Origin of the sequence: Streptomyces sp. P9(2023), from assembly GCF_032436795.1 — a bacterium.
In the GTDB taxonomy this organism is placed as follows: Bacteria; Actinomycetota; Actinomycetes; order Streptomycetales; family Streptomycetaceae; genus Streptomyces.
The window spans coordinates 17,331-42,156 of sequence record NZ_JAUPWM010000049.1; the positions used below are offsets into that span (position 1 = coordinate 17,331).

Annotated in this window: 23 protein-coding genes; 7 read left to right on the plus strand and 16 right to left on the minus strand. The window is 70.3% G+C overall.

The window, feature by feature from the left end:
• The first annotated feature begins 336 nt into the window (after positions 1 to 336).
• Together Q5762_RS34020 and Q5762_RS34025 are read left to right on the plus strand one after the other, a co-directional pair.
• Positions 337 to 1,143 (plus strand): hypothetical protein, encoded by an 807-nt coding sequence (locus Q5762_RS34020; RefSeq protein WP_315896201.1) that lies wholly within the window; start codon positions 337 to 339, stop codon positions 1,141 to 1,143.
• Positions 1,144 to 1,294: 151 nt separating this feature from the next.
• Positions 1,295 to 1,471 carry a hypothetical protein gene (locus Q5762_RS34025; RefSeq protein ID WP_315896168.1) on the plus strand — a complete coding sequence of 59 codons (177 nt, stop codon included), beginning with the start codon at positions 1,295 to 1,297 and terminating at the stop codon, positions 1,469 to 1,471.
• 35 nt (positions 1,472 to 1,506) lie between these two features.
• Here Q5762_RS34025 and Q5762_RS34030 read toward each other — a convergent pair whose 3' ends face one another.
• A complete protein-coding gene (locus Q5762_RS34030; RefSeq protein WP_315896169.1) occupies positions 1,507 to 1,881 on the minus strand; it encodes a metal-sensitive transcriptional regulator in 375 nt (124 codons plus the stop codon).
• A 193-nt stretch (positions 1,882 to 2,074) separates the two neighbouring features.
• On the opposite strand from Q5762_RS34030, the gene Q5762_RS34035 reads away from it, so the two are divergent.
• Together Q5762_RS34035 and Q5762_RS34040 are read left to right on the plus strand one after the other, a co-directional pair.
• The gene (locus tag Q5762_RS34035) at positions 2,075 to 2,695 is read left to right on the plus strand and encodes a DUF47 family protein (protein WP_315896170.1); all 621 of its coding nucleotides are present in this window, start codon (positions 2,075 to 2,077) and stop codon (positions 2,693 to 2,695) included.
• A gap of 6 nt (positions 2,696 to 2,701) precedes the next feature.
• Positions 2,702 to 3,700: an anion permease gene (locus Q5762_RS34040; RefSeq protein WP_315896171.1), complete on the plus strand. Its 999-nt coding sequence runs from the start codon at positions 2,702 to 2,704 to the stop codon at positions 3,698 to 3,700.
• 288 nt (positions 3,701 to 3,988) lie between these two features.
• Here Q5762_RS34040 and pstB read toward each other — a convergent pair whose 3' ends face one another.
• From pstB to pstS, 4 genes are all read right to left on the minus strand, one after another.
• Positions 3,989 to 4,765, minus strand: coding sequence for a phosphate ABC transporter ATP-binding protein PstB (gene pstB / locus Q5762_RS34045; protein ID WP_315896172.1), 777 nt, complete (start codon positions 4,763 to 4,765; stop codon positions 3,989 to 3,991).
• Between the two features lie 26 nt (positions 4,766 to 4,791).
• Complete coding sequence (gene pstA, locus Q5762_RS34050; protein WP_315896173.1) at positions 4,792 to 5,871, minus strand: phosphate ABC transporter permease PstA; 1,080 nt, start codon at positions 5,869 to 5,871, stop codon at positions 4,792 to 4,794.
• Positions 5,868 to 6,845, minus strand: a complete 978-nt coding sequence (gene pstC / locus Q5762_RS34055; RefSeq protein ID WP_315896174.1) for a phosphate ABC transporter permease subunit PstC — start codon at positions 6,843 to 6,845, stop codon at positions 5,868 to 5,870. The genes pstA and pstC overlap by 4 nt, the downstream gene beginning before the upstream one ends.
• 112 nt (positions 6,846 to 6,957) lie before the next feature.
• On the minus strand, positions 6,958 to 8,094 hold the full coding sequence (gene pstS, locus Q5762_RS34060; RefSeq protein ID WP_315896175.1) for a phosphate ABC transporter substrate-binding protein PstS: 1,137 nt from the start codon (positions 8,092 to 8,094) through the stop codon (positions 6,958 to 6,960).
• Positions 8,095 to 8,491: 397 nt separating this feature from the next.
• Between pstS and Q5762_RS34065 the strand changes: the two genes are divergently transcribed.
• Positions 8,492 to 10,159: a recombinase family protein gene (locus Q5762_RS34065; protein WP_315896176.1), complete on the plus strand. Its 1,668-nt coding sequence runs from the start codon at positions 8,492 to 8,494 to the stop codon at positions 10,157 to 10,159.
• Between the two features lie 124 nt (positions 10,160 to 10,283).
• Here the strand turns inward: Q5762_RS34065 and Q5762_RS34070 are convergent, their stop codons facing one another.
• The 7 genes from Q5762_RS34070 to mshD form a co-directional block, all read right to left on the minus strand.
• Positions 10,284 to 10,724, minus strand: a complete 441-nt coding sequence (locus Q5762_RS34070) for an NUDIX hydrolase (protein ID WP_315896177.1) — start codon at positions 10,722 to 10,724, stop codon at positions 10,284 to 10,286.
• On the minus strand, positions 10,721 to 11,734 hold the full coding sequence (locus Q5762_RS34075; protein ID WP_315896178.1) for a CHAD domain-containing protein: 1,014 nt from the start codon (positions 11,732 to 11,734) through the stop codon (positions 10,721 to 10,723). Before Q5762_RS34075 ends, Q5762_RS34070 begins: the two co-directional genes overlap by 4 nt.
• Positions 11,721 to 14,069, minus strand: coding sequence for an RNA degradosome polyphosphate kinase (locus tag Q5762_RS34080; RefSeq protein WP_315896179.1), 2,349 nt, complete (start codon positions 14,067 to 14,069; stop codon positions 11,721 to 11,723). The genes Q5762_RS34075 and Q5762_RS34080 overlap by 14 nt, the downstream gene beginning before the upstream one ends.
• Positions 14,070 to 14,421: 352 nt before the next feature.
• Positions 14,422 to 15,342, minus strand: coding sequence for an ABC transporter permease subunit (locus Q5762_RS34085; protein ID WP_315896180.1), 921 nt, complete (start codon positions 15,340 to 15,342; stop codon positions 14,422 to 14,424).
• Positions 15,339 to 16,193 carry an ABC transporter ATP-binding protein gene (locus Q5762_RS34090; protein WP_315896181.1) on the minus strand — a complete coding sequence of 285 codons (855 nt, stop codon included), beginning with the start codon at positions 16,191 to 16,193 and terminating at the stop codon, positions 15,339 to 15,341. The genes Q5762_RS34085 and Q5762_RS34090 overlap by 4 nt, the downstream gene beginning before the upstream one ends.
• Complete coding sequence (locus Q5762_RS34095; protein ID WP_315896182.1) at positions 16,190 to 16,573, minus strand: GntR family transcriptional regulator; 384 nt, start codon at positions 16,571 to 16,573, stop codon at positions 16,190 to 16,192. Before Q5762_RS34095 ends, Q5762_RS34090 begins: the two co-directional genes overlap by 4 nt.
• A 91-nt stretch (positions 16,574 to 16,664) precedes the next feature.
• A complete protein-coding gene (mshD, locus tag Q5762_RS34100; RefSeq protein WP_315896183.1) occupies positions 16,665 to 17,591 on the minus strand; it encodes a mycothiol synthase in 927 nt (308 codons plus the stop codon).
• Between the two features lie 133 nt (positions 17,592 to 17,724).
• On the opposite strand from mshD, the gene Q5762_RS34105 reads away from it, so the two are divergent.
• Together Q5762_RS34105 and Q5762_RS34110 are read left to right on the plus strand one after the other, a co-directional pair.
• Positions 17,725 to 19,539: a bifunctional metallophosphatase/5'-nucleotidase gene (locus Q5762_RS34105; RefSeq protein WP_315896184.1), complete on the plus strand. Its 1,815-nt coding sequence runs from the start codon at positions 17,725 to 17,727 to the stop codon at positions 19,537 to 19,539.
• Between the two features lie 109 nt (positions 19,540 to 19,648).
• A complete protein-coding gene (locus Q5762_RS34110) occupies positions 19,649 to 20,500 on the plus strand; it encodes a phosphatidylinositol-specific phospholipase C (RefSeq protein WP_315896185.1) in 852 nt (283 codons plus the stop codon).
• Here Q5762_RS34110 and Q5762_RS34115 read toward each other — a convergent pair.
• The 4 genes from Q5762_RS34115 to Q5762_RS34130 form a co-directional block, all read right to left on the minus strand.
• The gene (locus Q5762_RS34115) at positions 20,465 to 21,892 is read right to left on the minus strand and encodes a HAMP domain-containing sensor histidine kinase (protein WP_315896186.1); all 1,428 of its coding nucleotides are present in this window, start codon (positions 21,890 to 21,892) and stop codon (positions 20,465 to 20,467) included. The two genes, Q5762_RS34110 and Q5762_RS34115, sit on opposite strands and share 36 nt — an antisense overlap.
• A complete protein-coding gene (locus Q5762_RS34120) occupies positions 21,889 to 22,617 on the minus strand; it encodes a response regulator transcription factor (RefSeq protein WP_315896187.1) in 729 nt (242 codons plus the stop codon). The genes Q5762_RS34115 and Q5762_RS34120 overlap by 4 nt, the downstream gene beginning before the upstream one ends.
• Positions 22,618 to 22,637: 20 nt before the next feature.
• On the minus strand, positions 22,638 to 23,696 hold the full coding sequence (locus tag Q5762_RS34125) for a trypsin-like peptidase domain-containing protein (RefSeq protein ID WP_315896188.1): 1,059 nt from the start codon (positions 23,694 to 23,696) through the stop codon (positions 22,638 to 22,640).
• Positions 23,697 to 23,782: 86 nt separating this feature from the next.
• Entirely contained in the window at positions 23,783 to 24,808 is a 1,026-nt protein-coding gene (locus Q5762_RS34130; protein ID WP_315896189.1) for a LacI family DNA-binding transcriptional regulator, read from the minus strand.
• Positions 24,809 to 24,826: the final 18 nt, after the last annotated feature.

Sequence of the window (24,826 nt, forward strand, 5' to 3'; positions counted from 1 at the left end):
GGCGTGTGACCTGGCGGCCTGAGCCGTAGAGGCGTGTGACCTGGCGGCCTGAGCCGTAGCTCCCATGCGCCAGCGGCCTACGCCGACTCCCGCGCCGACTCCGTGTGGGCCGTCGCGTCCGTCCTCGCCTTGTCCCGCGATCTTCGCGCCGGACCCTTCCATCCGCAGCTGCACCGGGCGATGGCGAAAGAGCCGCGTTCCGTCGTGGTCGCGTGATGTCGGGCGTGGTCGTGCACGCATCCACGGTACTGCGCGTGACGGGTCGCCCAAGCCGTCGTTATGCGGATCGGGCGGGTCCCGGACAAGCAGCGGTACGGCGTTGGGGGTTGGCAGGCGATGGTGGTGCAGCGGTACGGGCGCAGGGGCGGGGCGTGGGCCGTCGCCGCGGCACTGATGGCCGGCGGATGCGCCGGCCCCGAGGACTCCAAGCCCGGCGGCGACCCGACCACGACCGTACGGGGCGCGGCCGAGGTGCTCACCCGGGCCGGCACCGCCAAGGCGACCACCAGCATGGAGATGGCGACCGGCGGGACGCGCGTCACCATCCGGGGCGAGGGCGGCTACGACTTCCGGCGCCGTACCGGCAGCCTCCAGATCGTCCTGCCCAAGGACGCCGCCGGGGCGGACGGGCACCGGCCCATCACCGAGCTCCTGGCCCCCGGCGCGCTCTACATGAAGAACCGCGGCGCGGGTGTCCCGGCCGACAAGTGGGTACGGGTCGACACCACCACCCTCGACGACGGCAACCTCGTCACCGGCGGGGCCACCGACCCGGCCGCCGCCGCCGAGCTGCTGCGCGGCGCGCAGCGGGTGACCTACGTCGGCGAGGTCGATCTGGCAGGGGTGAAAGTCAGCCACTACCGCGGCGTCGCGGACATCGCGGTGGCCGCCCGGGCCGCCTCGCCGCAGGTGCGCGGCTCGCTCGCCGCGGCGGCGAAAGGGTTCGCCAAGGACGCCGTGCCCTTCGACGCGTACCTCGACGCGGAGGGCCGGCTGCGCAAGGTCCGGCACCAGTTCACCTTCGCCAACAAGGGGCGTACGGTCGCGGTCGCGTCGACGACCCTGCTGTACGGGTTCGGCACCCCCGTCGTCGTACGGCTGCCGAGCCGTGCCGACATCTACGCCGGGAAGATCACGGTGTAGGGAAGCGGGCGACGGGGAGCGGGGAGCGGGGAGCGGGGAACGGCGGGAGCCTCCCGGGAGCCATGGCCAAATGGCCCGGACGAGTCATGCGCGGTGCGTGGCGCGCTCCCTACGCTGGGAGACCGACGCCGGCAGGAAGAGGTGAACGCGCGTGGCTCCGCCCAGTACCGCGACAGTGCCCACTGACCAGGACTGCGTCGCTCTCGCCGAGATCGAGCTGTGCGGTGAGCTGATCATCGCCGCGTCGGCGGCCGACGGGGAGCGGCTCAGCGCGGACCGCATCGACGAGGTGCTGAGGGTCGCGACGGAGCGGGCCGACCGTTGCTGACCGGCCGGGGCGCCGTCGCCGGCGGCCCCGGGCTCTCAGGTACGCATCATCCGGGCGATGGCCTTCGTGGCCTCCTCGACCTTGGCGTCGATCTCGTCGCCGCCCTTGGTCGCGGCGTCGGCGACGCAGTGGCGCAGGTGCTCCTCCAGGAGCTGGAGCGCGAAGGACTGCAGGGCCTTCGTGGAGGCCGAGACCTGGGTGAGTATGTCGATGCAGTACGTGTCCTCGTCGACCATCCGCTGCAGACCGCGGATCTGGCCCTCGATCCGGCGCAGCCGCTTGAGGTGCTCGTCCTTCTGCTTGTGGTAGCCGTGCACGCCGTGGTCGTGGCCGGTCGCCGGCGCGGCGGCGGGTGCGGCGTCGGGTGCGGAGGCTTCGGGGGTGACCTCGGCCGCCTCGGTGGTCGTCATCGCGTCCTCCCGTTGTCCAGAAAGGGTGTGTATACCCCTCGTGGGTATATGGTACCGATCCCCGTCGATCCGGGCGGGGGCCCGTGTAGATCACTGTGCCTGATGGGCGACACTGAAGGGACGCCGGTTAGCCGTGGCCGGATGATGCGCCTAGCATCAGCCTGACCGAAACCCAGCACCCCGAGGACCCCACGTGCGATTTCGTCTGACCCCCAGGGAGACGAGCTTCTACGACATGTTCGCCGCGTCCGCGGACAACATCGTCACGGGCTCGAAGCTCCTGATGGAACTGCTCGGAGCGGAGCCTTCCGCCCGGGCCGAGATCGCGGAACGGATGCGGGCGGCGGAGCACGCGGGTGACGATGCTACCCACGCGATCTTCCACCAGTTGAACTCCTCGTTCATCACGCCCTTCGACCGTGAGGACATCTACAACCTCGCGTCCTCCCTCGACGACATCATGGACTTCATGGAGGAGGCCGTCGACCTGGTCGTCCTCTATAACGTCGAAGAGCTCCCCAAGGGTGTCGAGCAGCAGATCGAGGTGCTGGCGCGGGCGGCGGAGCTGACCGCCGAGGCGATGCCGCACCTGCGGACGATGAACAACCTCACCGAGTACTGGATCGAGATCAACCGGCTGGAGAACCAGGCCGACCAGATCCACCGCAAGCTGCTCGCCCACCTCTTCAACGGCAAGTACGACGCCATCGAGGTGCTCAAGCTCAAGCAGATCGTGGACGTCCTCGAAGAGGCGGCCGACGCATTCGAGCACGTGGCGAACACCGTGGAGACCATCGCGGTCAAGGAGTCCTGAGGCTTCGTGGACACCTTCGCGCTGATCGTGACCATCGGTGTCGCGCTCGGCTTCACGTATACGAACGGCTTTCACGACTCGGCAAATGCCATTGCCACATCCGTCTCGACGAGGGCGCTGACCCCGCGGGCGGCGCTGGCGATGGCCGCGGTGATGAACCTCGCCGGAGCGTTCCTCGGCAGCGGGGTCGCCAAGACCGTCAGCGAGGGCCTGATCGATACGCCGCACGGTGACAAGGGGATGGGGATCCTCTTCGCCGCGCTCGTCGGCGCGATCATCTGGAACCTCGTGACCTGGTACTTCGGTCTGCCGTCCTCCTCCTCGCACGCGCTGTTCGGCGGCATGGTGGGCGCGGCCCTTGCCGGCGGTACGGAGGTGATCTGGTCGGGCGTGCTCGACAAGGTCATCATCCCGATGTTCATCTCGCCGGTCGTCGGCCTGGTCGCCGGTTACCTGGTGATGTGCCTGATCATGTGGATGTTCCGCAGGTCCAACCCGCACAAGACGAAGCGCGGTTTCCGCATCGCCCAGACGGTGTCGGCGGCGGGCATGGCGCTCGGTCACGGTCTGCAGGACGCCCAGAAGACGATGGGCATCGTGGTGATGGCGCTGGTCATCGCCGATGTGCAGCAGTCGGGCGACGACATTCCGGTCTGGGTGAAGATCGCGTGCGCCGTGATGCTCTCGCTGGGTACGTACGCGGGTGGCTGGCGGATCATGCGGACGCTGGGGCGGAAGATCATCGAGCTGGATCCGCCGCAGGGGTTCGCGGCGGAGACGACGGGGGCGTCGATCATGTTCGGGTCGGCGTTTCTGTTCCACGCGCCGATCTCGACTACGCATGTGATCACGTCGGCGATCATGGGTGTCGGCGCCACCAAGCGCGTGAACGCGGTGCGGTGGGGGGTCGCGAAGAACATCATCCTCGGGTGGTTCATCACGATGCCGGCCGCGGCGATCGTCGCCGCGCTCAGCTTCTACGTGGTGCAGCTGTTCTTCGGGTGACGGGTTCCGGTTCGGAGCCTGGTCCTTGGGGTGGACGGGCCTGAACAGGCGCCGGTCTCCGGGGTTGTGCCCACCCGTTCCGCCCTGCGGAACAGTTGCCCACAACGGGGTCGTACAAATGGTTGGGCCCGGCTCTCCAGAGGAGAGCCGGGCCCTTCGTCATGCGGTGGCACCGCCATGCAGCACCGCAGGACGCGTTACCCAGTCACGTGGTGGCCCTGTGCCGGGGGCGTTGGTGGTTGCCCCCGGTGGTGGGTACACACGGGCTGGATGTGTATGGGAGCGGTTTTATCCGAAGCGGCCGGAGATGTAGTCCTCGGTCGCCTGGACGCTCGGGTTGGAGAAGATGCGCTCCGTGTCGTCCAGCTCGATGAGCTTGCCCGGCTGGCCGACGGCCGCCAGGTTGAAGAACGCCGTGCGGTCCGAGACACGGGCGGCCTGCTGCATGTTGTGCGTCACGATGACGATCGTGAAGCGCTCCTTCAGCTCGCCGATCAGGTCCTCGATCGCCAGCGTCGAGATCGGGTCGAGGGCCGAGCAGGGCTCGTCCATCAGCAGGACGTCGGGCTCGACCGCGATGGCGCGGGCGATGCACAGACGCTGCTGCTGACCGCCGGAGAGGCCGGAGCCCGGCTTGTTCAGGCGGTCCTTGACCTCGTTCCAGAGGTTCGCACCCTTGAGGGAGCGCTCGACGATGTCGCTGAGCTCGGACTTCTTGTAGCTGCCGTTCAGGCGCAGGCCCGCCGCCACGTTGTCGAAGATCGACATGGTGGGGAACGGGTTCGGGCGCTGGAACACCATGCCGACCGTACGGCGGACGGCGACCGGGTCGACCCCGGTGCCGTAGAGATCCTGGTCGTCCAGGAGGACCTTGCCCTCGACGCGGCCACCGGGGGTGACCTCGTGCATGCGGTTGAGGGTGCGCAGGAACGTGGACTTGCCGCAGCCGGAGGGGCCGATGAAGGCCGTCACCGAGCGGGGCTCGACCGTCATGGAGATGTCGTCGATCGCCTTGTGGGCGCCGTAGTACGCGGAGAGGCCGCTGACGTCGATTCGCTTGGCCATATCAATTCACTTCCAGGGTCGCCGCGTCAGCGGCTGGTCTTGGGGGCCTTCCAGCGGGCGATGCCGCGGGCCACCATGTTGAGGATCATGACGAAGGCGATCAGGACGAGCGCGGCGGCCCAGGCGCGGGACACTGCGGCGTCGGTGCCGACCGCGTACTGCTCGTACACGTAGAGCGGCAGGGAGGACTGGGCGCCTTCGAAGGGGTTCGGGTTGATCAGCTTCGTACCGAACACGAGGAGCAGGATCGGGGCCGTCTCACCGGTGATGCGGGCGACCGCGAGCATGACGCCCGTGGTGATACCGCCGATCGCGGTGGGCAGAACCACCTTCAGGATCGTGCGCCACTTCGGGATGCCGAGCGCGAGGGAGGCCTCGCGCAGCTCGTTCGGGACGAGCTTGAGCATCTCCTCGGTGGAGCGGACGACGACCGGCATCATCAGGATCGCAAGGGCCATCGCGCCGGCGAATCCGGAGGGCCCGAAGCCCAGCATCAGATTCCAGGTGGCGAGGATGAAGAGGCCCGCGACGATCGACGGGATGCCCGTCATGACGTCGACGAAGAAGGTGACCGCCTTGGCGAGCTTCCCGCCGCCGTACTCGACGAGGTAGACCGCGGTCAGCAGGCCGATCGGCGCGGCGATCAGGGTCGCGATGGCGACCTGCTCGATGGTGCCGAGCAGCGCGTGGTAGATACCGCCGCCGGCCTCGGCGTCGAGGACGCCGTTCATCGAGTGGGAGAGGAAGTACGGGTCGAGGACTTCCAGGCCCTTGCTGATCGTGACCCAGGCGAGGGAGAGCAGCGGGATGACGGCCAGGACGAAGCAGACCCAGACGAGGCTGGTGGCGACCCGGTCCTTGGCCTGACGGCTGCCCTCGACCTTGGAGGTGATCGCGTACGTCCCGAGGACGAAGAACAGCGCGGCGATCAGGCCCCACTGGATGCGGCTGTGCCAGCCGGCCGCGAGGCCGAGACCGACGGCCGCGGCGATCGACCCTATGGCGGTGGCGAACGGGGTCCACTTGGGGAGCCGGGAGTGGCTGAGCGGATCGCGCTTCACCGTGACGGTGACGGGCGGACGATCCTGTATGGCGTTGTGGCTCATGCGTTGGCCCCCGAGTACTCCTTGCGGCGACCGATGATCCACCGGGCGGCGCCGTTGACCAGCAGCGTGATGACGAAGAGGACCAGACCGGAGGCGATCAGGGCGTCCCGGCCGAAGGCGTCGGCCTCGTTGAACTTCGCCGCGATGTTCTGGGCGAATGTGCCGCCGCCCGGGTCGAGCAGGTGGCCCGAGAGGACGAAGCTGGGCGAGAGCACGACGGCGACGGCCATCGTCTCGCCGAGCGCGCGGCCGAGGCCCAGCATCGAGGCGGAGATGATGCCCGAGCGGCCGAACGGGATGACCGACATCCGGATGACCTCCCAGCGCGTGGCGCCGAGGGCGAGGGCGGCCTCCTCCTGCATCTGCGGGACCTGGAGGAAGACCTCACGGGTCACGTTGGTGATGATCGGGAGGATCATGATCGCCAGCAGGATGCCCACGGTGAAGAGGTTGCGGGCGACGCCGTCGCTGGCCTTGTCGAAGATGTACGTCCAGCCCAGGTACTCGTCGAGCCACTTGTTCAGGCCGTCGAGGTACGGGACCAGGAAGATCGCGCCCCACAGGCCGTAGATGATGCTGGGGACGGCGGCGAGCAGGTCGACCACGTACGCGAGCGGCTTGGCCAGCTTGCGCGGCGCGTAGTGCGAGATGAAGAGCGCGATACCGATCGCGACCGGCACGGCGATGGCCATCGCGATGATCGACGAGACGATCGTGCCGAAGGCGAGGACCGCGATGCCGAACACCGGCGGGACGCCGGCCGGGTTCCACTCGAAGGTGGTGAAGAAGTTCGTGGAGTCCTTGGAGATCGCGAGGACTGCGCGGTAGGTGAGGAAGCCCGCGATCGCGGCCATGATCACCAGGAGGGTGATGCCGGATCCCTTGGACAGTCCGAGGAAGACGCGGTCTCCCGCGCGCGTCGCGTTCTTGGCGCGGCGGCTGTTTCGTATGGGTGGTGTGGTTGTCGTAACCATCGGGTCTCTCCGGTCTGCGGAGCCGGTACGTGCGTACGGCTCCTGGCGGCGGTGCACCGGATGCCGGGGCCGGTCCGTCACGTGAAGGCGACGGACCGGGCCCGGCCGGGGATCAGGACAGGGTGGGGACGATCTCGCGGACCTTGGTCGCGATGTCGGCCGGGAGCGGGGCGTAACCGGCGTCGGAGAGGACCTTCTGGCCCTCCTCGGAGACGGTGTAGTTGAGGAACGCCTTCAGGGTCGGCAGGGTCTCCGCCTTGTTGCCCTTGTCGCAGGCGATCTCGTAGGTGACGAGGATGATCGGGTAGGCGCCCTCGGCCTTGGTTGCGTAGTCGAGGGAGAGGGCCATGTCGGAGCCGGTGCCCTTGACCTTCGCGGCGGCGATCGCCTTGGAGGCGTTCTCCGGGGTGGCCTCGACCGGGGTGGCGGCACCGGTGTTCACCTTGACGGTGGAAATCTTGTTGGCGGTCGCGTAGGAGAGCTCGAAGTAGCCGATGGCGCCCTCGGCGTCCTTGACCGCGGTGGCGACACCGGAGGAGCCGTTGGCGGCCTGACCACCCGGGGCGGGCCACGACTTCGTCTTCGGGTCGTGCTTCCAGTCGGCCGGGGCGGCGGTGGAGAGGTACTTGCCCAGGTTCTGGGTGGTGCCCGACTCGTCGGAGCGGTGGAACGCCTGGATGTTGGTGTCAGGAAGCTTGGCGCCCGGGTTCAGCTTGGCGATCGCCGGGTCGTTCCACTTCTTGATGTCGGTGTTGAAGATCTTGGCGATCGTGGAGGCGTCCAGGACCAGGTTGTCCACGCCGTCCAGCTTGTAACCGATGGCGACGGGGCCACCGACCATCGGCAGGTTGATGCCCTTGCCGGTCTTGCAGATCTTCGCCGAGGCGGCGACCTCCTCCTCCTTCAGCGCGGAGTCGGAGCCGGCGAACGCGACCTGGCCCTGGTTGAACTTGGTGATACCGCCGCCGGAGCCGATGGCCTGGTAGTTGACCTCGACGCCCTCACACGCGGCCTGGAAGTTCTTGACCCAGAGGTCCATGGCGTTCTTCTGCGCGGAGGAGCCCGCAGCGAGAAGCTGGCCCTTGGCGCCGTCGCACTTGATGTTCGACGCGGCGGCCGAGGTCTTCTCGCCGTCCGGCGTGGTGCCGGTGTTGTTGTCCGAGCCACACGCCGAGAGGACGAGGGCGCCGGAGACGACGAGGGCACCGATCGCGGAGGCGCGAAGCCCGTTCATGCGCGAAAGCTTCACTTTCGGGTGTTCCTTCCAGAAGCCGCCAGCCGCGGACCGGGTGTCCTGAACGTTTTACGGCGGCGTGTGTCGGGGTTGTGGGTGCAGCGCTGTGCTTGCGCACCTTGTACAGCCGAAATTAGGCAGAACAGGTGAAGCGGCCGACGGGGGCGGGTGAACGGAAAGTGAACCGTGCCGGAAGGCCGGGTGCGGGTGCCTGGGTGGGGGCCTCGGGGCGGGGCCTGGGGTGGGCCGCCGGCGCGCGTGCGGGGCCTTGGGGTGGGGACGGCTGCGGGCGTCCCCGGAGGCGTTCACCGTGCCCGGAGAGTGTCTTCGCGGAGCGCGCGCCCTGCAAGTTTCCCTTGGGGTGTTTCTAGTTTTCTATAACTTGTTATAGCGGTGGACGTAGTCTCGAAGCGTGATCGACACACGGAGCCCGGCGAGGCAATCCAAGACGTTCTCCCGTACGTACCGTGCCCCCGACCTTCAGGCATGGCTCGACGGCGGAGGCAAGGCTGAAGAGTGGTTGGATGGGCGCATCCCCCTGATCTCGTATGCACGTATCTCCGCCGACCGGCTGGACGGCGATGGCATCGGCGTCGCCCGCCAGCACCGGCACAACACGAGGAACGCGGGACTGCATGGCTGCGCGGTTGTCCTTCACTACGAGGACAACAACATCACCGCCGCCAAGCGCGATGTCGAACGCCCCGCGTTCCTGCAGATGTGCCGCGACATGACGTACGGCCAGGAGGGGGAGACAGGATTGGCGGTCCGGGGCTGCATCGCTGTTGAGCGAGACCGGGTGTACCGGCTGGCCCGCGACTTCGTCGCCTTCCAGGACGCGTTGGTGATGGCTGGTGACGGGGTCTTCATCGAAGGCCAAGACTCCGTGGACCTGGTCAACGACGAGGAGAGCGCGCTGGTGGAACTCGTCTCGTTGGCGCCTGGCGAATCCGAGGCCAATAGACAGCGCAGGCGTACCACACGGAGTGCGGCAGACCGAGCCGAGGAAGGCAGGGTCTACGGCGGACCTCGCCGCTTCGGCTGGATGGGGGCGTCCAAGCAGCCGTACCGGCTCGTCAACAAGCACCGCAACGAAGAGGAGTGGCCGCACCTGATCGCCATGATCAAGGCGCGTGCTGACGGTAGGTCGTGGCGCGGCATCACCGGCGAGCTGAACAAGAACGGTGTGACGACGGCGAGGGGCGGACGCTGGACTGAGCAAGGGGTCAAGGGGGTGGTCACCAATCCGGCGTGGTGGGGAGGCCGCATTCTCGGCGGTCAGCTCGTGACGGAGGCAAGGACGGGCGAGCCCGTGATCGGTGAGTGGGATCACGCGGACGAAGAGACCGACGGTGTCGACTATGAGACCTGGAAGAGCATCATGATCGGGGTCCAGGCGAACCGCCTGCACCGGGGGATGAAGAGTGGCCCGGAAGCGAGTCCGCTGGTGGAGGAGCTGCGGACCCGGACCTATCTGTTCTCCGGAATCCTGCGGTGCGGGCGGATCAACGATCTCGGAGAGGTCTGCCGAGCGAAGCTCTCCGGTAACAGGTCCACGGGAAAGAACGCCAAGTACGGGGATTACTACCGGTGTGGGGATGCCAACTGCAAGGGCATCGGTCGACGGGTGGCACCAGTGGACGAGTTCCTGGAAGGCAAGGTGCTCGACTACCTCGACGAGCACTTCGCCGGCACCCAGGTCGAAACCACTCCTTGGCGTGGCAGGGGAAAACTGACGAACTTGCGTAAGCAGCGAGGGGACGTCGAGGCGTCCGTCGCTTCGGGCGCAGTGGAGTGGCATGACGTGTCCCGCCTCCTCGCGCGGCTGAACCGGACCATCGAAGCCTTGGAGGGTGATGAGCGGGAGCACCTGAAGGATGAGGCCAGGAAGAACCTGCTTCGCGGCTGGAGCAGAGAGAAGTGGGAGCGAATGGAGCTGGACGAGAAGCGCGAAGCGATCGTCCAAGTACTCGCGCCGGTCGTTGTTCTGCCCATCCCGCGAGGTGTCAGCAGCAAGGCCCCTTTCGACCCCAGCCTCCTCAAGGTCTCGTGGCGAGATGAGCTGCCCCGAGTTTCGTAGCGGCAGGCAGGCAGGGCGGATGCGCAGTGGCTGTCTCGGCCCGGGGGACGTTTGGCGACCGCCGGTCGCGGTTGACCTGAACGTCAAGCCTGCCGTCGGCGCCAGATGCACGGTGACGGTCCGGTCAGGGGTGGCGCTCTCGTGCTGATTCGCCGGACATGCCCAGCACGCGCAGGAGAGCGGCGACGAGGGGCCTGTCTTGGCTCCGGGTGAGCCGATGCCGGGCGGCCGCAGGCGGGAGCCAGATCATCTGGTCCACTTCTCGATTCGGTTCGAACGCGCCGCCGGTGGTCTTGGCTGCCCAGTAGCGGACCTCTTTGGGGCGTCCCTGGACCTGGTACCGGAGCGTGGGCAGCTCAGGGCCCAGGTCGCACGTCATGCCGGTCTCCTCCAGCACCTCGCGGATGGCTGCGTCCCGGGCTCCTTCCCCGCGCTTCAGCTTGCCCTTAGGGAGCGACCAATCTGCCCACTTCGGCCGGTGGATCAAGGCCACCTCGATGCCCCGGCCCGAGGAGGCGGGCCGCCACAGGACGCAGCCCGCCGCGAGGACCGGGGGCTCGTTCACGGGACCGGGGCCGTCGCGTGTTGCCAGGCGCGCTGGAAGGCGAAGCGGGCGGCCTCGACCTCGTGGCGCTGGTCCGCGTGGAGGACGCCGAGCGCGTACGCCGTCGCCGGGGCGATCCGGGGTGTGCGGGCCGCCCCCGCGGCGGCCGCGGCGGCCTCGGAGGCGTCGCGGTGGCGGTTCAGGGCCCGGCCGGCCTCGTCCAGTACCGGGTCCGAGGGGGCGTCGCCCTGGAGCACCTCGCAGGCGTACCGGTGCAGCCGCAGCAGCAGCCGGGTCTGGTGCCAGGGCGCGTCCTGGGTCTCGCCGGCCGCCAGCGCGAGGGCGTCGGCGTTGTACGGGTGGGCCGCGCGGGCCAGCGGCAGGACGGCCACCGCGTCGAGCAGGCGGCGCTCGACGACCGCGGCCGGCGCGTCGAGGACCTCCGTCGCCTGGGCCGCCCCCGCGGGCCCGAGCGGTACCTCGGAGGCCAGCAGCGCGACGGCGTCCGCGACCGCGTGGAAGCGGGAGGAGCCGAGGGCCTGGAGGGCCGCCGAGTGGGCACGGGTCCGGGCCAGCGTGAGCTGGCGCTCAAGCAGGGCGCCGGCCCGGGCGGCGCCGACCGTCAGGCCGGAGCTCTCGGCGCCGCGCGCGGCGGGCACGGGCCCGCCGCTCCCGCCGGCGCTCGACAGCCGGGACAGCGCGTCCACCAGCCGGATGAGCCGTGCGGTGCAGGCGTGCTCCAGGGCGAGCGTCCCGGAGAGCCAGGCCAGCTCCGTACGCAGCTGGTCGGCCCAGGGGGCGTCCAGGAGCGGCCGGAAGGTGTGCAGCGTTCCGCCGATGCGCCGGGCGGCGGCCCGCAGCGCGCGGGCGGCCTCCTCGGAACCGGTCGTGTCCGCTCCGGCCTCCGTGTGCAGGCGCAGGGCGCGCAGGAAGTCCCCGGCCCGCGCCTGGAGGTAGGGGGAGAGGACCTCTCCCGCCGAGACGCCCGCGGTGACGCCCGCGGTGGCCGAAAGGTGATCAGGGTTGTGCACGCCGGCGCCTCCGCGCGTCGATGAGCATCTCCTGGACGTGCCGCAGCGGCTGGCCCTCGGGGTCGGTCGCGTGCCGCGTCCAGTTCCCGTCCGGGCCGAGGTGCCAGGAGGAGGTGGTGTCGGACATTCCGGTCTCCAGGAGCCGGGTCATTGCCGCCCGGTGGGCCGGGTCGGCGACCCGGACCAGGGCCTCGATACGGCGGTCGAGGTTCCGGTGCATCATGTCGGCGCTGCCGAGCCAGACCTCGGGCTCGCCGCCGTTGCCGAAGGCGAAGATCCGGGAGTGCTCCAGGAAGCGGCCGAGGATCGAGCGGACCCTGATGTTCTCGGAGAGTCCGGCGACGCCCGGACGGATCGCGCAGATGCCGCGGACCCAGATGTCGACCGGGACGCCCGCCTGCGAGGCCCGGTAGCAGGCGTCGATGACGGCCTCGTCGACCATCGAGTTGACCTTGATCCGTACGTACGCCGGCCGGCCCGCCTGGTGGTGGGCGATCTCCTTGTGGATCCGGGAGACCAGCCCGTCGCGCAGCGACTTCGGCGCGGTGAGCAGCCGGCGGTAGGTCTCGCGGCGGGAGTAGCCGGACAGCCGGTTGAACAGGTCGGAGAGGTCGGCGCCGACCTGCGGGTCGGCGGTGAGCAGGCCGAGGTCCTCGTAGAGCCGGGCCGTCTTGGGGTGGTAGTTGCCGGTGCCGACGTGCGAGTACCGGCGCAGGACGTCGCCCTCCTGCCGGACCACCAGCGACAGCTTGCAGTGCGTCTTCAGGCCGACGAGGCCGTAGACGACGTGGCAGCCGGCCTCCTCCAGCTTCCGCGCCCACTTGATGTTGGCCTGCTCGTCGAAGCGGGCCTTGATCTCGACGAGGACGAGGACCTGCTTGCCGCTCTCGGCGGCGTCGATCAGGGCGTCGACTATCGGGGACTTGCCGGAGGTCCGGTACAGCGTCTGCTTGATCGCGAGGACGTCCGGGTCGGCGGCCGCCTGCTCCAGGAAGGCCTGGACGGAGGTGGAGAAGGAGTCGTACGGGTGGTGCAGCAGGACGTCCCGCTCGCGCAGCGCCATGAAGATGTCGGGCGCGGAGGCGGACTCGACCTCGGCGAGGTCCCGGTGGGTGCCGGCGACGAACTTCGGGTACTTCAGCTCGGGCCGGTCGAGGCCGGCGATGCCGAAGAGGCCGGTGAGGTCGAGCGGGCCGGGCAGCGGGTAGACCTCGGCGTCGGAGACCTTCAGCTCGCGCACGAGCAGGTCGAGGACGTACGGGTCGATGGACTCCTCGACCTCCAGCCGGACCGGCGGGCCGAAGCGGCGGCGCAGCAGCTCCTTCTCCAGTGCCTGGAGCAGGTTCTCCGCGTCGTCCTCCTCGACCTCCAGGTCCTCGTTCCGGGTCACCCGGAACATGTGGTGGGCCAGCACCTCCATGCCGGGGAAGAGCTCCTCCAGGTGCGCGGCGATGACGTCCTCCAGCGGGACGTAGCGCTGCGGGGAGGCCTCCAGGAAGCGGGAGAGCAGGGGCGGGACCTTGACGCGGGCGAAGTGGCGGTGGCCGCTGACCGGGTTGCGCACGACGACGGCCAGGTTCAGGGAGAGGCCGGAGATGTACGGGAAGGGGTGCGCGGGGTCCACGGCGAGCGGCGTGAGGACCGGGAAGATCTGCTGGCGGAACAGGGTGAAGAGGCGCGCCTGCTCCTTCTCGGTCAGCTCGGGCCAGCGGATCAGGTGGATGCCCTCGTCGGCCAGGGCCGGGGCGACGTCCTGCTGGTAGCAGGCGGCGTGCCGGGCCATGAGCTCGCGCGAGCGGGTCCAGATCAGCTCCAGGACCTCGCGGGGCTGCAGGCCGGAGGCGGAGCGGGTGGCGACGCCGGTGGCGATGCGGCGCTTGAGACCGGCCACCCGGACCATGAAGAACTCGTCGAGGTTCGACGCGAAGATCGCGAGGAAGTTAGCCCGTTCGAGGAGGGGTGTGGTCGGGTCCTCGGCCAGTTCGAGCACGCGCTCGTTGAACGCGAGCCAGCTGCGCTCGCGGTCGAGGAAGCGGCCCTGGGGGAGCTCGCCGGTGGTGCCGTCGTCCTCGTACGCGTCGAGGTCGGAGTCCAGGTCGGGGTCGAGCTTGGAGCCCTCGCCGGCGGTGTTGACCGTGTGCGGGCGGTGTGCGGCTATGGAGCCGACGGTGGGCTGGCCGGCCGGTCCGCCCTTGTCGGTGCCGGTCGCGGACTTCTTCCCGGTCGTCCTGGCGGACGCCTTGGCGTTCTTCGCGGCCGGTGACGCGGACGCGGACGGCGTGGCGGCGGACGTGGCGGACGGCTGGACCGGGACCTCGGCGGGCTGCTTGCTCATGGCCCCATTCTTCCGCGCGAACGGCCGGTCGGGCGCGTCGGAGCGGGCCGTGGGCACGGGCAGCCTCCCTTTCGGGAGCGCCTGGGCGGGAGGAGGCACGGCGGGCTTCATTGCGTGAGCGTCGCAAGCGCATCTGAATGGCCGGTGACGACGACATGACGTGCGGGCGTCCGTGGGCAACCTGTGCCGGTGGCGTCGTGGGCCGGTGTGGGTGGTGGGTTCACTCGTGGGCGTGGCGGGAATCGGGAGGCGGGGCCCCTGGAGGGCTGCGGCGGCCGATTTCCGTGGCCGAATCCGTACGGTACGGCCTCGGGGCGCGCCCCGGCTATGGGGGCGGGGCGCGCGGGGGCGGTTATCCGTGGCGGGTGCGGAGGATCCGGAAGGCGGCGAGGAGGGCGAGGGCGGCCAGGGCCAGCACGATGCCGGTCTCGATGAGCTGGAGGGGCCAGTAGTACGAGGCCGGCTGGTAGTCCGCGAAGTAGCTGGCGACGGTCACGTCGTCCCGGCAGAGGGCGGGGTCGAAGGGCTCGGCGCAGAACCAGCCCTCCAGGCGTTCGCCGGAGCTGGTGAGCAGCCCGGTGTCCGCCAGCCGCGCGTCCGCGGGCACGAGGGCCATGGCGCTGTTGCCCGACGTGAACGGTGCGGTGGCGGTCCGGACGGCCAGCCAGTCCCAGCGGAGCGTGCTCAGGACCAGCAGGACGACACCGGTGACGGCGCCGGCCGCGGCCATGGCGACGACGGTACGGCGGATCAGCTGGCCGAGCACGGCGCCGACGGCCAGGGCGAGCAGGCCGTAGGCGACGAGGACGGGCCCGGAGGCCTCGAAGACGCCCTGGTCGTACCACTGGAACCGGTAGCTGCTCCCGACGTTGCCCCAGCCGAGCCGGAACGTGCCGACCAGCACGAGCGTGCCGGCGAGCGTCACCGCGCCCGCCACCAGCAGCTTCGACGCCAGCCAGCGGCTCGGCGTGACGGACTGGGTCAGGGCGAGCTTGTACGTCCCCGATTCCAGCTCGCGGGCGATCAACGGGCCCGCCACGAAACCGCCGACGAGCAGCGGCACGAAGAGGAACCCGGTGGCGGCCCAGTCCATGCCGGCGCGCAGCAGCGCGTGACCGTGGTCCCGGTCGAGGCCGACCGTGCGGGAGTCCCAGTAACGGAGCCAGGCCATGGACACCAGGCTCAGTGCCACGGCGGCGGCCGCGAGGATCAGCACCCGCCGGTGCTGGCGGACCGTCACCCAGTACGGGCCCTTCAGGCTGATCGTGGTCACGCGGAGGCTCCTTCGGGGGTTTTCGCGGCGCGGAGGTGGGCGAGGAGGAGGTCCTCCAGGGTGGGTTGCGTGGCTTCCCACGGGCCCTCGACGCGGCCCTCCCGGCGGACCAGGGCCGTCAGCTGGCGGCCCGTCGTGCGGGAGTCGACGACCGTGTGCGGGGCCAGGTCGGCGACCGGGCCGCGGAGCAGCACGTGCGCGGCGAGCAGGTCGTCGATCGCGCCGTCGAGGCGGACGTGGCCGTCGTCCACGAGGAGCAGGTGGTCGCAGGCGCCGTCCAGCTCGGTGAGGATGTGCGAGGACATCACGACCGTCGTACCGCGCTCGGCGGCGTCCGCCATCAGCAGGCCCATGAGTTCGTGGCGGGCCAGCGGGTCGAGGTCGGCCATCGGCTCGTCCAGGAGCAGGAGTTCCGGGCGCTTGCCGAGGGCCAGGGCGAGGGCGACGCGGGTGCGCTGGCCGCCCGACAGGGTGCGGATCCGGGCCCGGGGGTCCAGGGGGCCGGCCTTGATGATCCGGTCCGCGACGGACCCGTCCCAGCTGTCGGGGTTGAGCTCGCGGCCCATCCTGAGCGTGTCGGCGACCGTGAGCTGCGGGTAGAGCGGCTTGTCCTGGGCGACGTACGCGAGGCGCTCGCGGGCGGGGGCCTGGATCGTGCCCTCGGTGGGCTTGAGCAGGCCCGCCGCGAGGGCCAGGAGGGTCGACTTGCCCGCGCCGTTGGGGCCGACGAGCGCGCAGACCCGGCCGGTGGGGAGCGCGAACGTACAGTCCCGCAAGGCCCACCCGCCGCCGCCCCGCCCGCCGTACCGCTTGCCGAGGCCCTCGGTGCTCAGGGCCGTACCACTGGTCATGCGTCCCCCTCGAAGAATTCCTTCAGTACGGAAGTGAAGAGCGCGGCCACGTCCTCGCGCTCCAGGCCGTCCGCGCGGGCCCGGCGCGCCCAGTCGGCGAGTTCGCCCCGCAGGGGCGACTCGGCGGGGGCGGCTCCGAGCGTCGCGCGGACGAACGTGCCCAGGCCACGGCGGGCCTCGACGAGGCCGGCGCGCTCCAGCTCGCGGTAGGCCTTGAGGACCGTGTTCGGGTTGATGGCCGTCGTCTCGACCACCTCGCGCGCGGTCGGCAGCTGGTCGCCGGGCTCCAACAGGCCCATCCGGAGGGCCTGTTCGGTCTGCTGGACGATCTGGAGGTAGGTGGCGACCCCGCTGCGCCGGTCGATCCGGTACTCGAGCATGTTCCCCTTCACCACCCTTTCACTAATCAAGTAGTGAAAGGGTGGTGCAAGAGAGGGGGCGATGTCAACCGCCCCCTCTCTACCGGCTAGTTCACGACTCCGTGCGGTACATCAGGTCCACCTCGTGCGTGGCGAAGCCCATCCCCTCGTACACCCGCAGCGCCGCCGTGTTGTCCCCGTCCACGTACAGCATCGCCGTCGGCAGCCCCTGCGCCGCCAGGTACCGCAGGCCGATCGCCGTCAGCGCCTTGCCGAGGCCGCCGCCCTGCGCGTCGGGCAGGATCCCGAGCACGTACACCTCGCCGAGCTGGTCCTCCGCGTGGGTCTTGGTCCAGTGGAAGCCGACGAGCCGCCCGTCCTTCTCCGCGAGGAAGAATCCCTTCGGGTCGAACCACGGCTCGGACATCCGGTCGTCCAGGTCGCGCTGGGTGAGCGAGCCCTGCTCGGGGTGGTGGGCGAAGGCCGCCGCGTTGACCGCCAGCCACGCCGCGTCGTCCTGGCCGGGCACGAACGTACGGACGGTGACACCCTCGGGCAGTACGGGCTCGGCGACGTCGAGCGGCACCAAGGGGCGGCGCAGCTGGCGCAGTTCGCGGAACAGGGTCAGCCCGAGCACCTGGGCCAGGTGCCGGGCCGCCGACTTCCCGCCGTGCGCCCACACCCGCAGCCGCTTGCCCGAGGCGGCGAGCAGCGCGCTGCCGAGCGCCCGCCCGTGGCCCCGGCCGCGGTGCGAGGGGTGGACCACCAGCTCGGCCGCCGGGGCCTCCACCGGGTCGGTGTCCTCCAGCTGCGCGTAGCCGTAGAGGTTCGAGCCGACGGTGAGCAGGAAGTGCCGTACGCCCTCGCGACTGCCGTGCCGCAGATAGAGCCGGCCCTGCTCGGACACGGCGTGGACGCCGTCGGTGCGGTCGGCCGCCTCCAGCAGGTCGAGGACGTCACTCACCTGCTCGGGCGAGAGCTCGTCGAGAGTGTGGATCTGCCGGCCGGGTTCGATGGCCGGTGCCGCGTCAGGAGTCATGCTCCCGAGCCTACGGAATCAACCTAGTTGTAACCCGGCACCCCCTGTTGCGCTACGCGCGTTGACTCTAGGCTGCGCTGGCTGGTCAGCAGTCGAGTTGGCGCCCCTGAGGGGCGCGGGGACAAGGGGAACGATGGCAGCGACACCGAAGAAGAAGAGGACAGCGGGGCGGATACTCGCCGTCGGCGCGGGGCTCGCCACCGTCGGCGCGCTCGTCGTCGCGCTGCCCGCGGGCGCCTCGGGCACCAAGGGCGACCGCGACGGCCAGGGACACGGGTACGGGCGCTATGCCGACGTGCAGCTGCTCTCCTTCAACGACCTGCACGGCAACCTGGAGCCGCCGACCGGCTCGGCGGGCCGGGTCACCCACACCAACGAGGACGGCACGACGAAGACGATCGACGCCGGTGGCGTCGAGTACCTGGCCACGCACCTGCGCCAGGCGCGTCAGGACAACCCGTACTCCGTCACCGCCGCCGCGGGCGACATGATCGGCGCCTCCCCGCTGGTCTCCGGGCTCTTCCAGGACGAGCCGACCGTCGAGGCGATGAACCGGCTGAAGCTCGACGTGAGCTCGGTCGGCAACCACGAGTTCGACGAGGGCGCCCGCGAGCTGGCCCGGATGCAGAACGGCGGCTGCCACCCGACCGCCGGCTGCTTCGAGGAGGGCAAGCGCTTCAAGGGGGCGAACTTCCCCTACCTCGCGGCCAACGTGACCGACGAGAAGTCCGGCCGCCCGATGCTCGACCCGTACTTCATCTGGGAGCGCAACGGGGTCAAGGTCGGCTTCATCGGCGTGACCCTGGAGGGCACCGGCGGCGTCGTCTCCGCCGAGGGCATCAAGGGCCTGAAGTTCGGCGACGAGATCGAGACGATCAACAAGTACACCAAGGTCCTGGAGCGCAAGGGCGTCAAGTCGATCGTCGCGCTGCTGCACGAAGGCGGCATGCCCGCCTCGGGCTCGTACAACTACAACTGCGACAGCCCGGGTCCCGGCGACGGCATCTCGGGCCCGATCGTGGACATCGCGAAGAAGGTCAGCCCGCAGGTCGACGCGCTGGTCACCGGCCACACGCACCAGGCGTACGCGTGCACGATCCCGGACCCGTCGGGCAAGCCGCGTACGGTCACCTCGGCGGCCTCGTTCGGCAAGCTGTACACCGACACGACGCTCACGTACGACCGTCGCTCGAAGGACATCGTCCGTACGGCCGTCTCCTCCGCGAACCACGTCGTCACCCGTGACGTGCCGAAGGCCCAGGACATGACCCGGCTGATCGACCGCTGGAAGACGCTGGCCGCCCCGATCGCGAGCCGTCCCGTCGGTTACATCTCCGGTGACGTCGACAACCCCATCGACGCGCCCGAGAGGCCGCTCGGCAACCTGATCGCCGACGCGCAGCTGGAGGGCATGGCCCCGGCCGACAAGGGCGGCGCGCAGCTGGCGCTGATGAACCCGGGTGGCGTGCGCGCGCCGCTGGTGCACAAGGCGTCGGCCGGTGAGGGCGACGGTGTGGTGACCTACGGCGAGGCGTACACGGTCCAGCCGTTCACCAACATGATGACGGCGGTCGACCTGACCGGAGCGCAGCTCATCACGGCGCTCCAGCAGCAGGTCAGCGGCCCGAACCAGGCGGCGCCGAAGATCCTCCAGGTGTCGAAGGGCTTCACGTACACGCTGGACATGACGAAGACCGGCGCCGACCGGATCGTGACGTCCTCGGTGAAGCTGAACGGCGACGCGATCGACCCGGCGAAGACCTATCGGGTCGCGATGAACGAGTTCCTGGCCGGTGGCGGTGACGGCTTCCCCGTCCTGAAGGAGCACAAGAACAAGCTGGTCGGCGCGTCCGACCTGGACCTGTTCACCGGCTACCTGGGGGCGCACTCCTCCGCGAGCGCGCCGCTGGCCCCGCCGGCGACGGGCCGGATCACGGTCGTGAAGTAGTCACGCAGAACCGGGTGGGGGCGGCGGATCGTTTCGACGGTCCGCCGCCCCTTTCGCGTAACCCGGAACCCCTGGTGTTGTTTGACGCGTACCCGTCATACTCCGGGTCATGGACCGACGACGATTCCTCACGGGTGCCGCGGCGGCCGGCGCCGTCCTGCTGGTCGGAGCCCCGCCCGCGCGGGCGCTCACGACCCAGGACTGGATGGCCGGCCACGGCGATTCCACCCCGCTCCAGCGGCTCACCATCCCCGGCACGCACGACTCGGGCGCCCGCTTCGGCGGCCCCTGGTCCGAGTGCCAGAACACGACCATCGCGCAGCAGCTCGCCGCCGGAATCCGCTTCCTCGACGTCCGCTGCCGGGTCACCGGCGGCTCCTTCGCCATCCACCACGGCGCGTCCTACCAGAACATGATGTTCGGCGACGTCCTGGTCGCCTGCCGCGACTTCCTGTCCGCGCGCCCCTCCGAGACCGTCCTCATGCGGGTCAAGCAGGAGTACTCGTCGGACTCCGACGCCACCTTCGGCGCGATCTTCAACGACTACCTCGACAACCGGGGCTGGCGCTCCCTCTTCCGTATCGGCGACTCGGTCCCCTCCCTCGGCGAGGCCCGCGGCAAGGTCGTCCTCATCGCCGACAACGGCGGCCTGCCCGGCCTCAAGTGGTGGGACGGCGGGGCCATCGCGCTCCAGGACGACTGGAACGCCCTGCCGAACGCCAAGTACCCCCAGATCGAGGCCCACTTCCGCAAGGCCGTCGAGCAGCCGGGCAAGCTGTACATCAACTTCGTCAGCACGTCCGCATCCCTGCCGCCGCGCTGGAACTCCGACAACCTCAACCCGCGCGTCCACAGCTTCCTCGACGGCACGGCGAACGGCTGGAAGGGCCTCGGAATCACGGTGATGGACTACCCCAACACCCGCTCAGGCCTGGTCGAGTCCCTCATCCGCCACAACTGACGGGGGCGGGGGCGTCGGCGCGCCCGGCAGTCGTAGGACCGCCGTCGTGCCGCCGTCCTTCGCCGCATTCAGGGTCACCGTGCCGCCCGCCTGCTGGACCGTGCGGGCCACGATCGACAGGCCAAGGCCCGAGCCCGGCAGGCTGCGGGCCGAGGGGGAGCGCCAGAAGCGGTCGAAGACGTGCGGGAGTTCCTCGGGGGCGATGCCCGGGCCGTGGTCGCGGACCGTCAGCTCGCCGCGCATCAGGGTCACCTCGACCGTGCCCCGGGCCGGCGAGAACTTCACCGCGTTGTCCAGGACGTTCACCAGGGCCCGCTCCAGGGCCGCCGGCTCCGCCCGGACGTACCAGGGCGCCAGGTCCGTGACGAACGTCAGCTCCGGACCGCGCAGCCGCGCCCGGTCCAGCGCCGAGCGCAGGATCGTGTGGAGCGGTACGACTTCCAGGGGTCCCGGCTGCGCCGCGTCCGGGCGGGCCAGCTCCTGGAGGTCGCCGATCAGCGCCGCCAGCTCCGTCATCTGCGCCTTCACCGAGGCCATCAGCGCCCGCCGGTCCTCCGGCGGCAGCGCACGCCCCGTCTCCTCGCTGCGGGCGAGCAGCTCGATGTTGGTACGGAGTGAGGTCAGCGGCGTCCGCAGCTCGTGCCCCGCGTCCGCGATCAGCTGCGCCTGCCGGTCCCGGGACACGGCCAGCGCGGCCGTCATCGCGTTGAAGGAGCGCGAGAGCCGCGCGATCTCGTCCTCGCCCTCGGCCGGGATCCGCACCGTCAGATCCTCCGTCGCAGCCACGTGCTCCACCGCGCCCGTCAGCCGGTTCACCGGTTCGAGCCCGGTCCGCGCCACCCACAGCCCGGCCGCGCCCGCCCCGACGACCCCGATCCCGGAGACCAGGAGCAGCACCCAGCGCAGCGTGGCCATCGAGTTGTCGACCTCGGACAGCGGCCGGGCCACCGACACCGCGAGCGCGATCGGACCCTCCTGCGCGGCGTACGTGTACACCCGCATCTCGGTGCCGTCGTCGGCGTTCGTCGTGTGCAGCGTGTACGGCAACTGGCCGCGCGCCACCGCCAGGTCGCTCTCCTGCGCGGGCACCGGGGACGCCCCGGACGAGCAGACCGTCCCGTTCGCCAGGACGATCTGCACCGTGTACGAGCCGGCCGTCGGGACCGGCCGATCGCTCTGGTCCTGGCACGTCGCGAGCAGCGCCTGCACCGACCGCGCGTCCAGCCGGCTGCTGCGCAGCGAGGAGTCCAGCTCCGCCTCCAGCTGCGCCCGCGTCACGAACCAGCAGGCCAGCGAGACCGCCGCGACCGCCACCGCGACCGCCGTCGCCGTGAGCAGTGCAAGCCGGGACCGCAGCGGCCGCGACCGGAACCAGGTGACAGGACCACTCACTCCGGACCTCCGCCGCGCAGGACGTACCCCACGCCCCGCACCGTGTGCACCAGGCGGGGTTCGCCGCCCGCCTCCGTCTTCCGCCGCAGATACATCACGTACACGTCGAGCGAGTTCGAGCTCGGCTCGAAGTCGAAGCCCCAGACCGCCTTCAGGATCTGCTCACGGGTCAGCACCTGGCGCGGGTGCGCCAGGAACATCTCAAGCAGCGTGAACTCGGTGCGCGTCAGCTCCACCGCCCGCCCGGCCCGCGTCACCTCGCGCGTCGCCAGGTCCATCCGCAGGTCCCCGAAGCTCAGCACGTCACCGTCCTCGGCCGGCGCCCCGGCGGCGCTCGCGTACGAGCGGCGCCGCAGCAGCGCCCGGATCCGGGCGAACAGCTCGTCCAGCTCGAACGGCTTCACCAGATAGTCGTCGGCGCCCGCGTCGAGCCCCGTCACCCGGTCGCCGACGGTGTCCCGCGCGGTCAGCATCAGGATCGGCACGGTCGAGCCGGACGCCCGGATCCGGCGCGCCGCCGTCAGCCCGTCCATCCGGGGCATCTGCACGTCGAGCACGACCAGATCGGGGGCGTACGACTCCACGCGGGCGAGCGCGTCGACCCCGTCGACGGCCTCCGCCGTCCCGTACCCCTCGAAGGCGAGGCTGCGGCGCAGCGCCTCGCGTACGGCGGGCTCGTCGTCGACGATGAGGATGCGGTCGCCTGCGTTCTCCGGGCCAGTCATGGGCCCAGCCTCGCACGCGTTCAGTTCGAACCGCCGTCCCGGAGGCTGTCCAGATCGGCCTTGAGGGTGTTCACCGGGATGGCGAATCCGAGGCCGACGCTGCCGGCCGAAGAACCGTTCGAAGAACTCGGCGAATACATCGCCGAATTGATCCCGATGATCTCGCCGTTCATATTGATCAGCGCGCCGCCGGAATTCCCCGGGTTGAGCGAGGCGTCCGTCTGGAGCGCCTTGTACGTCGTCTTCGACGTGCCGGTGTCGCCGTTGAACTCCTGCCCACCGAACTCGAAGGGCCAGCCCTGCCGCGGGTCGTACTGCGGCTGCTGCCGGTCCTGGCCCTGGCCGCCCTGGCTCTCGTCCTTGGCGACCGTCACATCGCGGTCGAGCGCGGAGACGATGCCGCTGGTGACGGTGCCGGTCAGGCCCTCGGGGGAGCCGATCGCCACGACCTCGTCGCCGACCTTCACGTTGTCGGAGTTCCCGAGCGTGGCCGCCTCCAGCCCGGACGCGCCCTCCAGCTTGATCAGGGCGAGGTCCTTGTCGGGGTCGGTGCCGACGACCTTCGCCTCGTAGGACCTGCCGTTCGACAGCTGCACGCTGATCGAGGAGGCCCCGGAGATCACGTGGTTGTTGGTGACGATCTCGCCGTCGCCCGTGATGATCACACCGGAACCGGTGGACTTGCCGGAGTTCGAGGTCGCCGAGATTTCGACGATCGACGGCGAGACCGCCTCGGCCACCCCGGCGACCGTCCCCTTGCTGCTCGTGGAGACGTTCGTACCGCTGACGCCGCGAGCCGTAGGGGTGCCCTCGTCCGTGAGCTGCTGCTGCAGCAGCGTGGCGGTACCGCCACCGATCGCCGCCGCGGCGATCGCGACGGCGGCGAGGAGACCGACCCCTCGCTTGGCTCGCCGACGGGGCGCGGGCGGGGGAGCGACGGGGGTCGGAGGTACGTGACCGCCGGACGGCCAGATCGTCGTACCCGGGTCGGTCGTGACCGGCTGCGTGGGGTCGTACGGGGGACGCGGGGGCTGCGGCGGGTAGTACGGCTGCTGCGGCTGCTGCGGGTAGTCCGTCATGGCTACGACTCTCGGAGCCGTAGATGAGAGCACGCTGAGGACGACCTGAGAAGCCCGACAGAAGCCCGTATGCCCTATATAAAGCCTTAGCCGTGGCAGCCGCAGGACCGGCGGACCACCAGCGCCGACGGGAACTGCTTCACCCGCTCGCGCTTCGACCCCGCCACCCGCAGCGAGTCGTCCAGGACGAGATCGACCGCCGCCCGGGCCATCGCCGGGCGGTCCGAGGAGATCGTCGTCAGCGGCGGGTCCGTCAGCGCCGCCTCCTTCACGTCGTCGAAGCCCGCCACCGCCAGCTCCGTCGGCACGTCGATCCGCAGCTCGCGGGCCGCCCGCAGCACGCCGAAGGCCTGGTCGTCGGTGGAGCAGAAGATGGCCGGCGGCCTGTCCGGGCCGGAGAGCAGCTTCAGGGCGACCTGGTACGCGTCGTAGCGGTTGTACGGAGCCTCGAAGAGCCGGCCCTCGACCGACCGCCCGGACTCCAGCATCGCCCGCCGCCAGCCCTCCACGTGGTCCGCGACCGGGTCGCCGACCGCCGGGGTGTTCGGCACGCCGCCGAGACACGCCACATAGTCGTGCCCGTGCTCCAGGAGGTGCCGGGTGGCGAGCTGCGCGCCGCCGATGTCGTCCGTGACGACGGCCACGTCGTCCAGTGCCTCGGGCCGCTCGTGCAGCAGCACCACGCGCGCGTCCCAGGCCTCGATCTCGGTCGCGGCCCGCTCGCTCATGCCCTGGCTGACCAGGATCAGCCCGGAGACCCGCATCCCGAGGAAGGCGCGGAGGTAGTGCACCTCGCGCTCGTCCCGGTAGTCCGAATTGCCGACCAGGACCATCTTGCCGCGCTCGGCGGCCGCCTGTTCGACAGCGTGCGCCATCTCGCCGAAGAACGGCTGGCGCGCGTCCGGGACGATCATGCCTATGAGATCCGTACGGCGGGACGCCATCGCCTGGGCCACCCGGTCGGGGCGGTAGCCCAGCTCCTTGATGGCGGCGAGGACACGCTCGCGCGTGGCCGGGGCGACCGGCCGGGGTCCGTTGTTGATGACGTAACTCACGACCGCGGTCGAAGTACCCGCCAGTCGCGCTACGTCATCCCGCGTCACCTTGGCCACGCGCGGCAGTCTACGCGG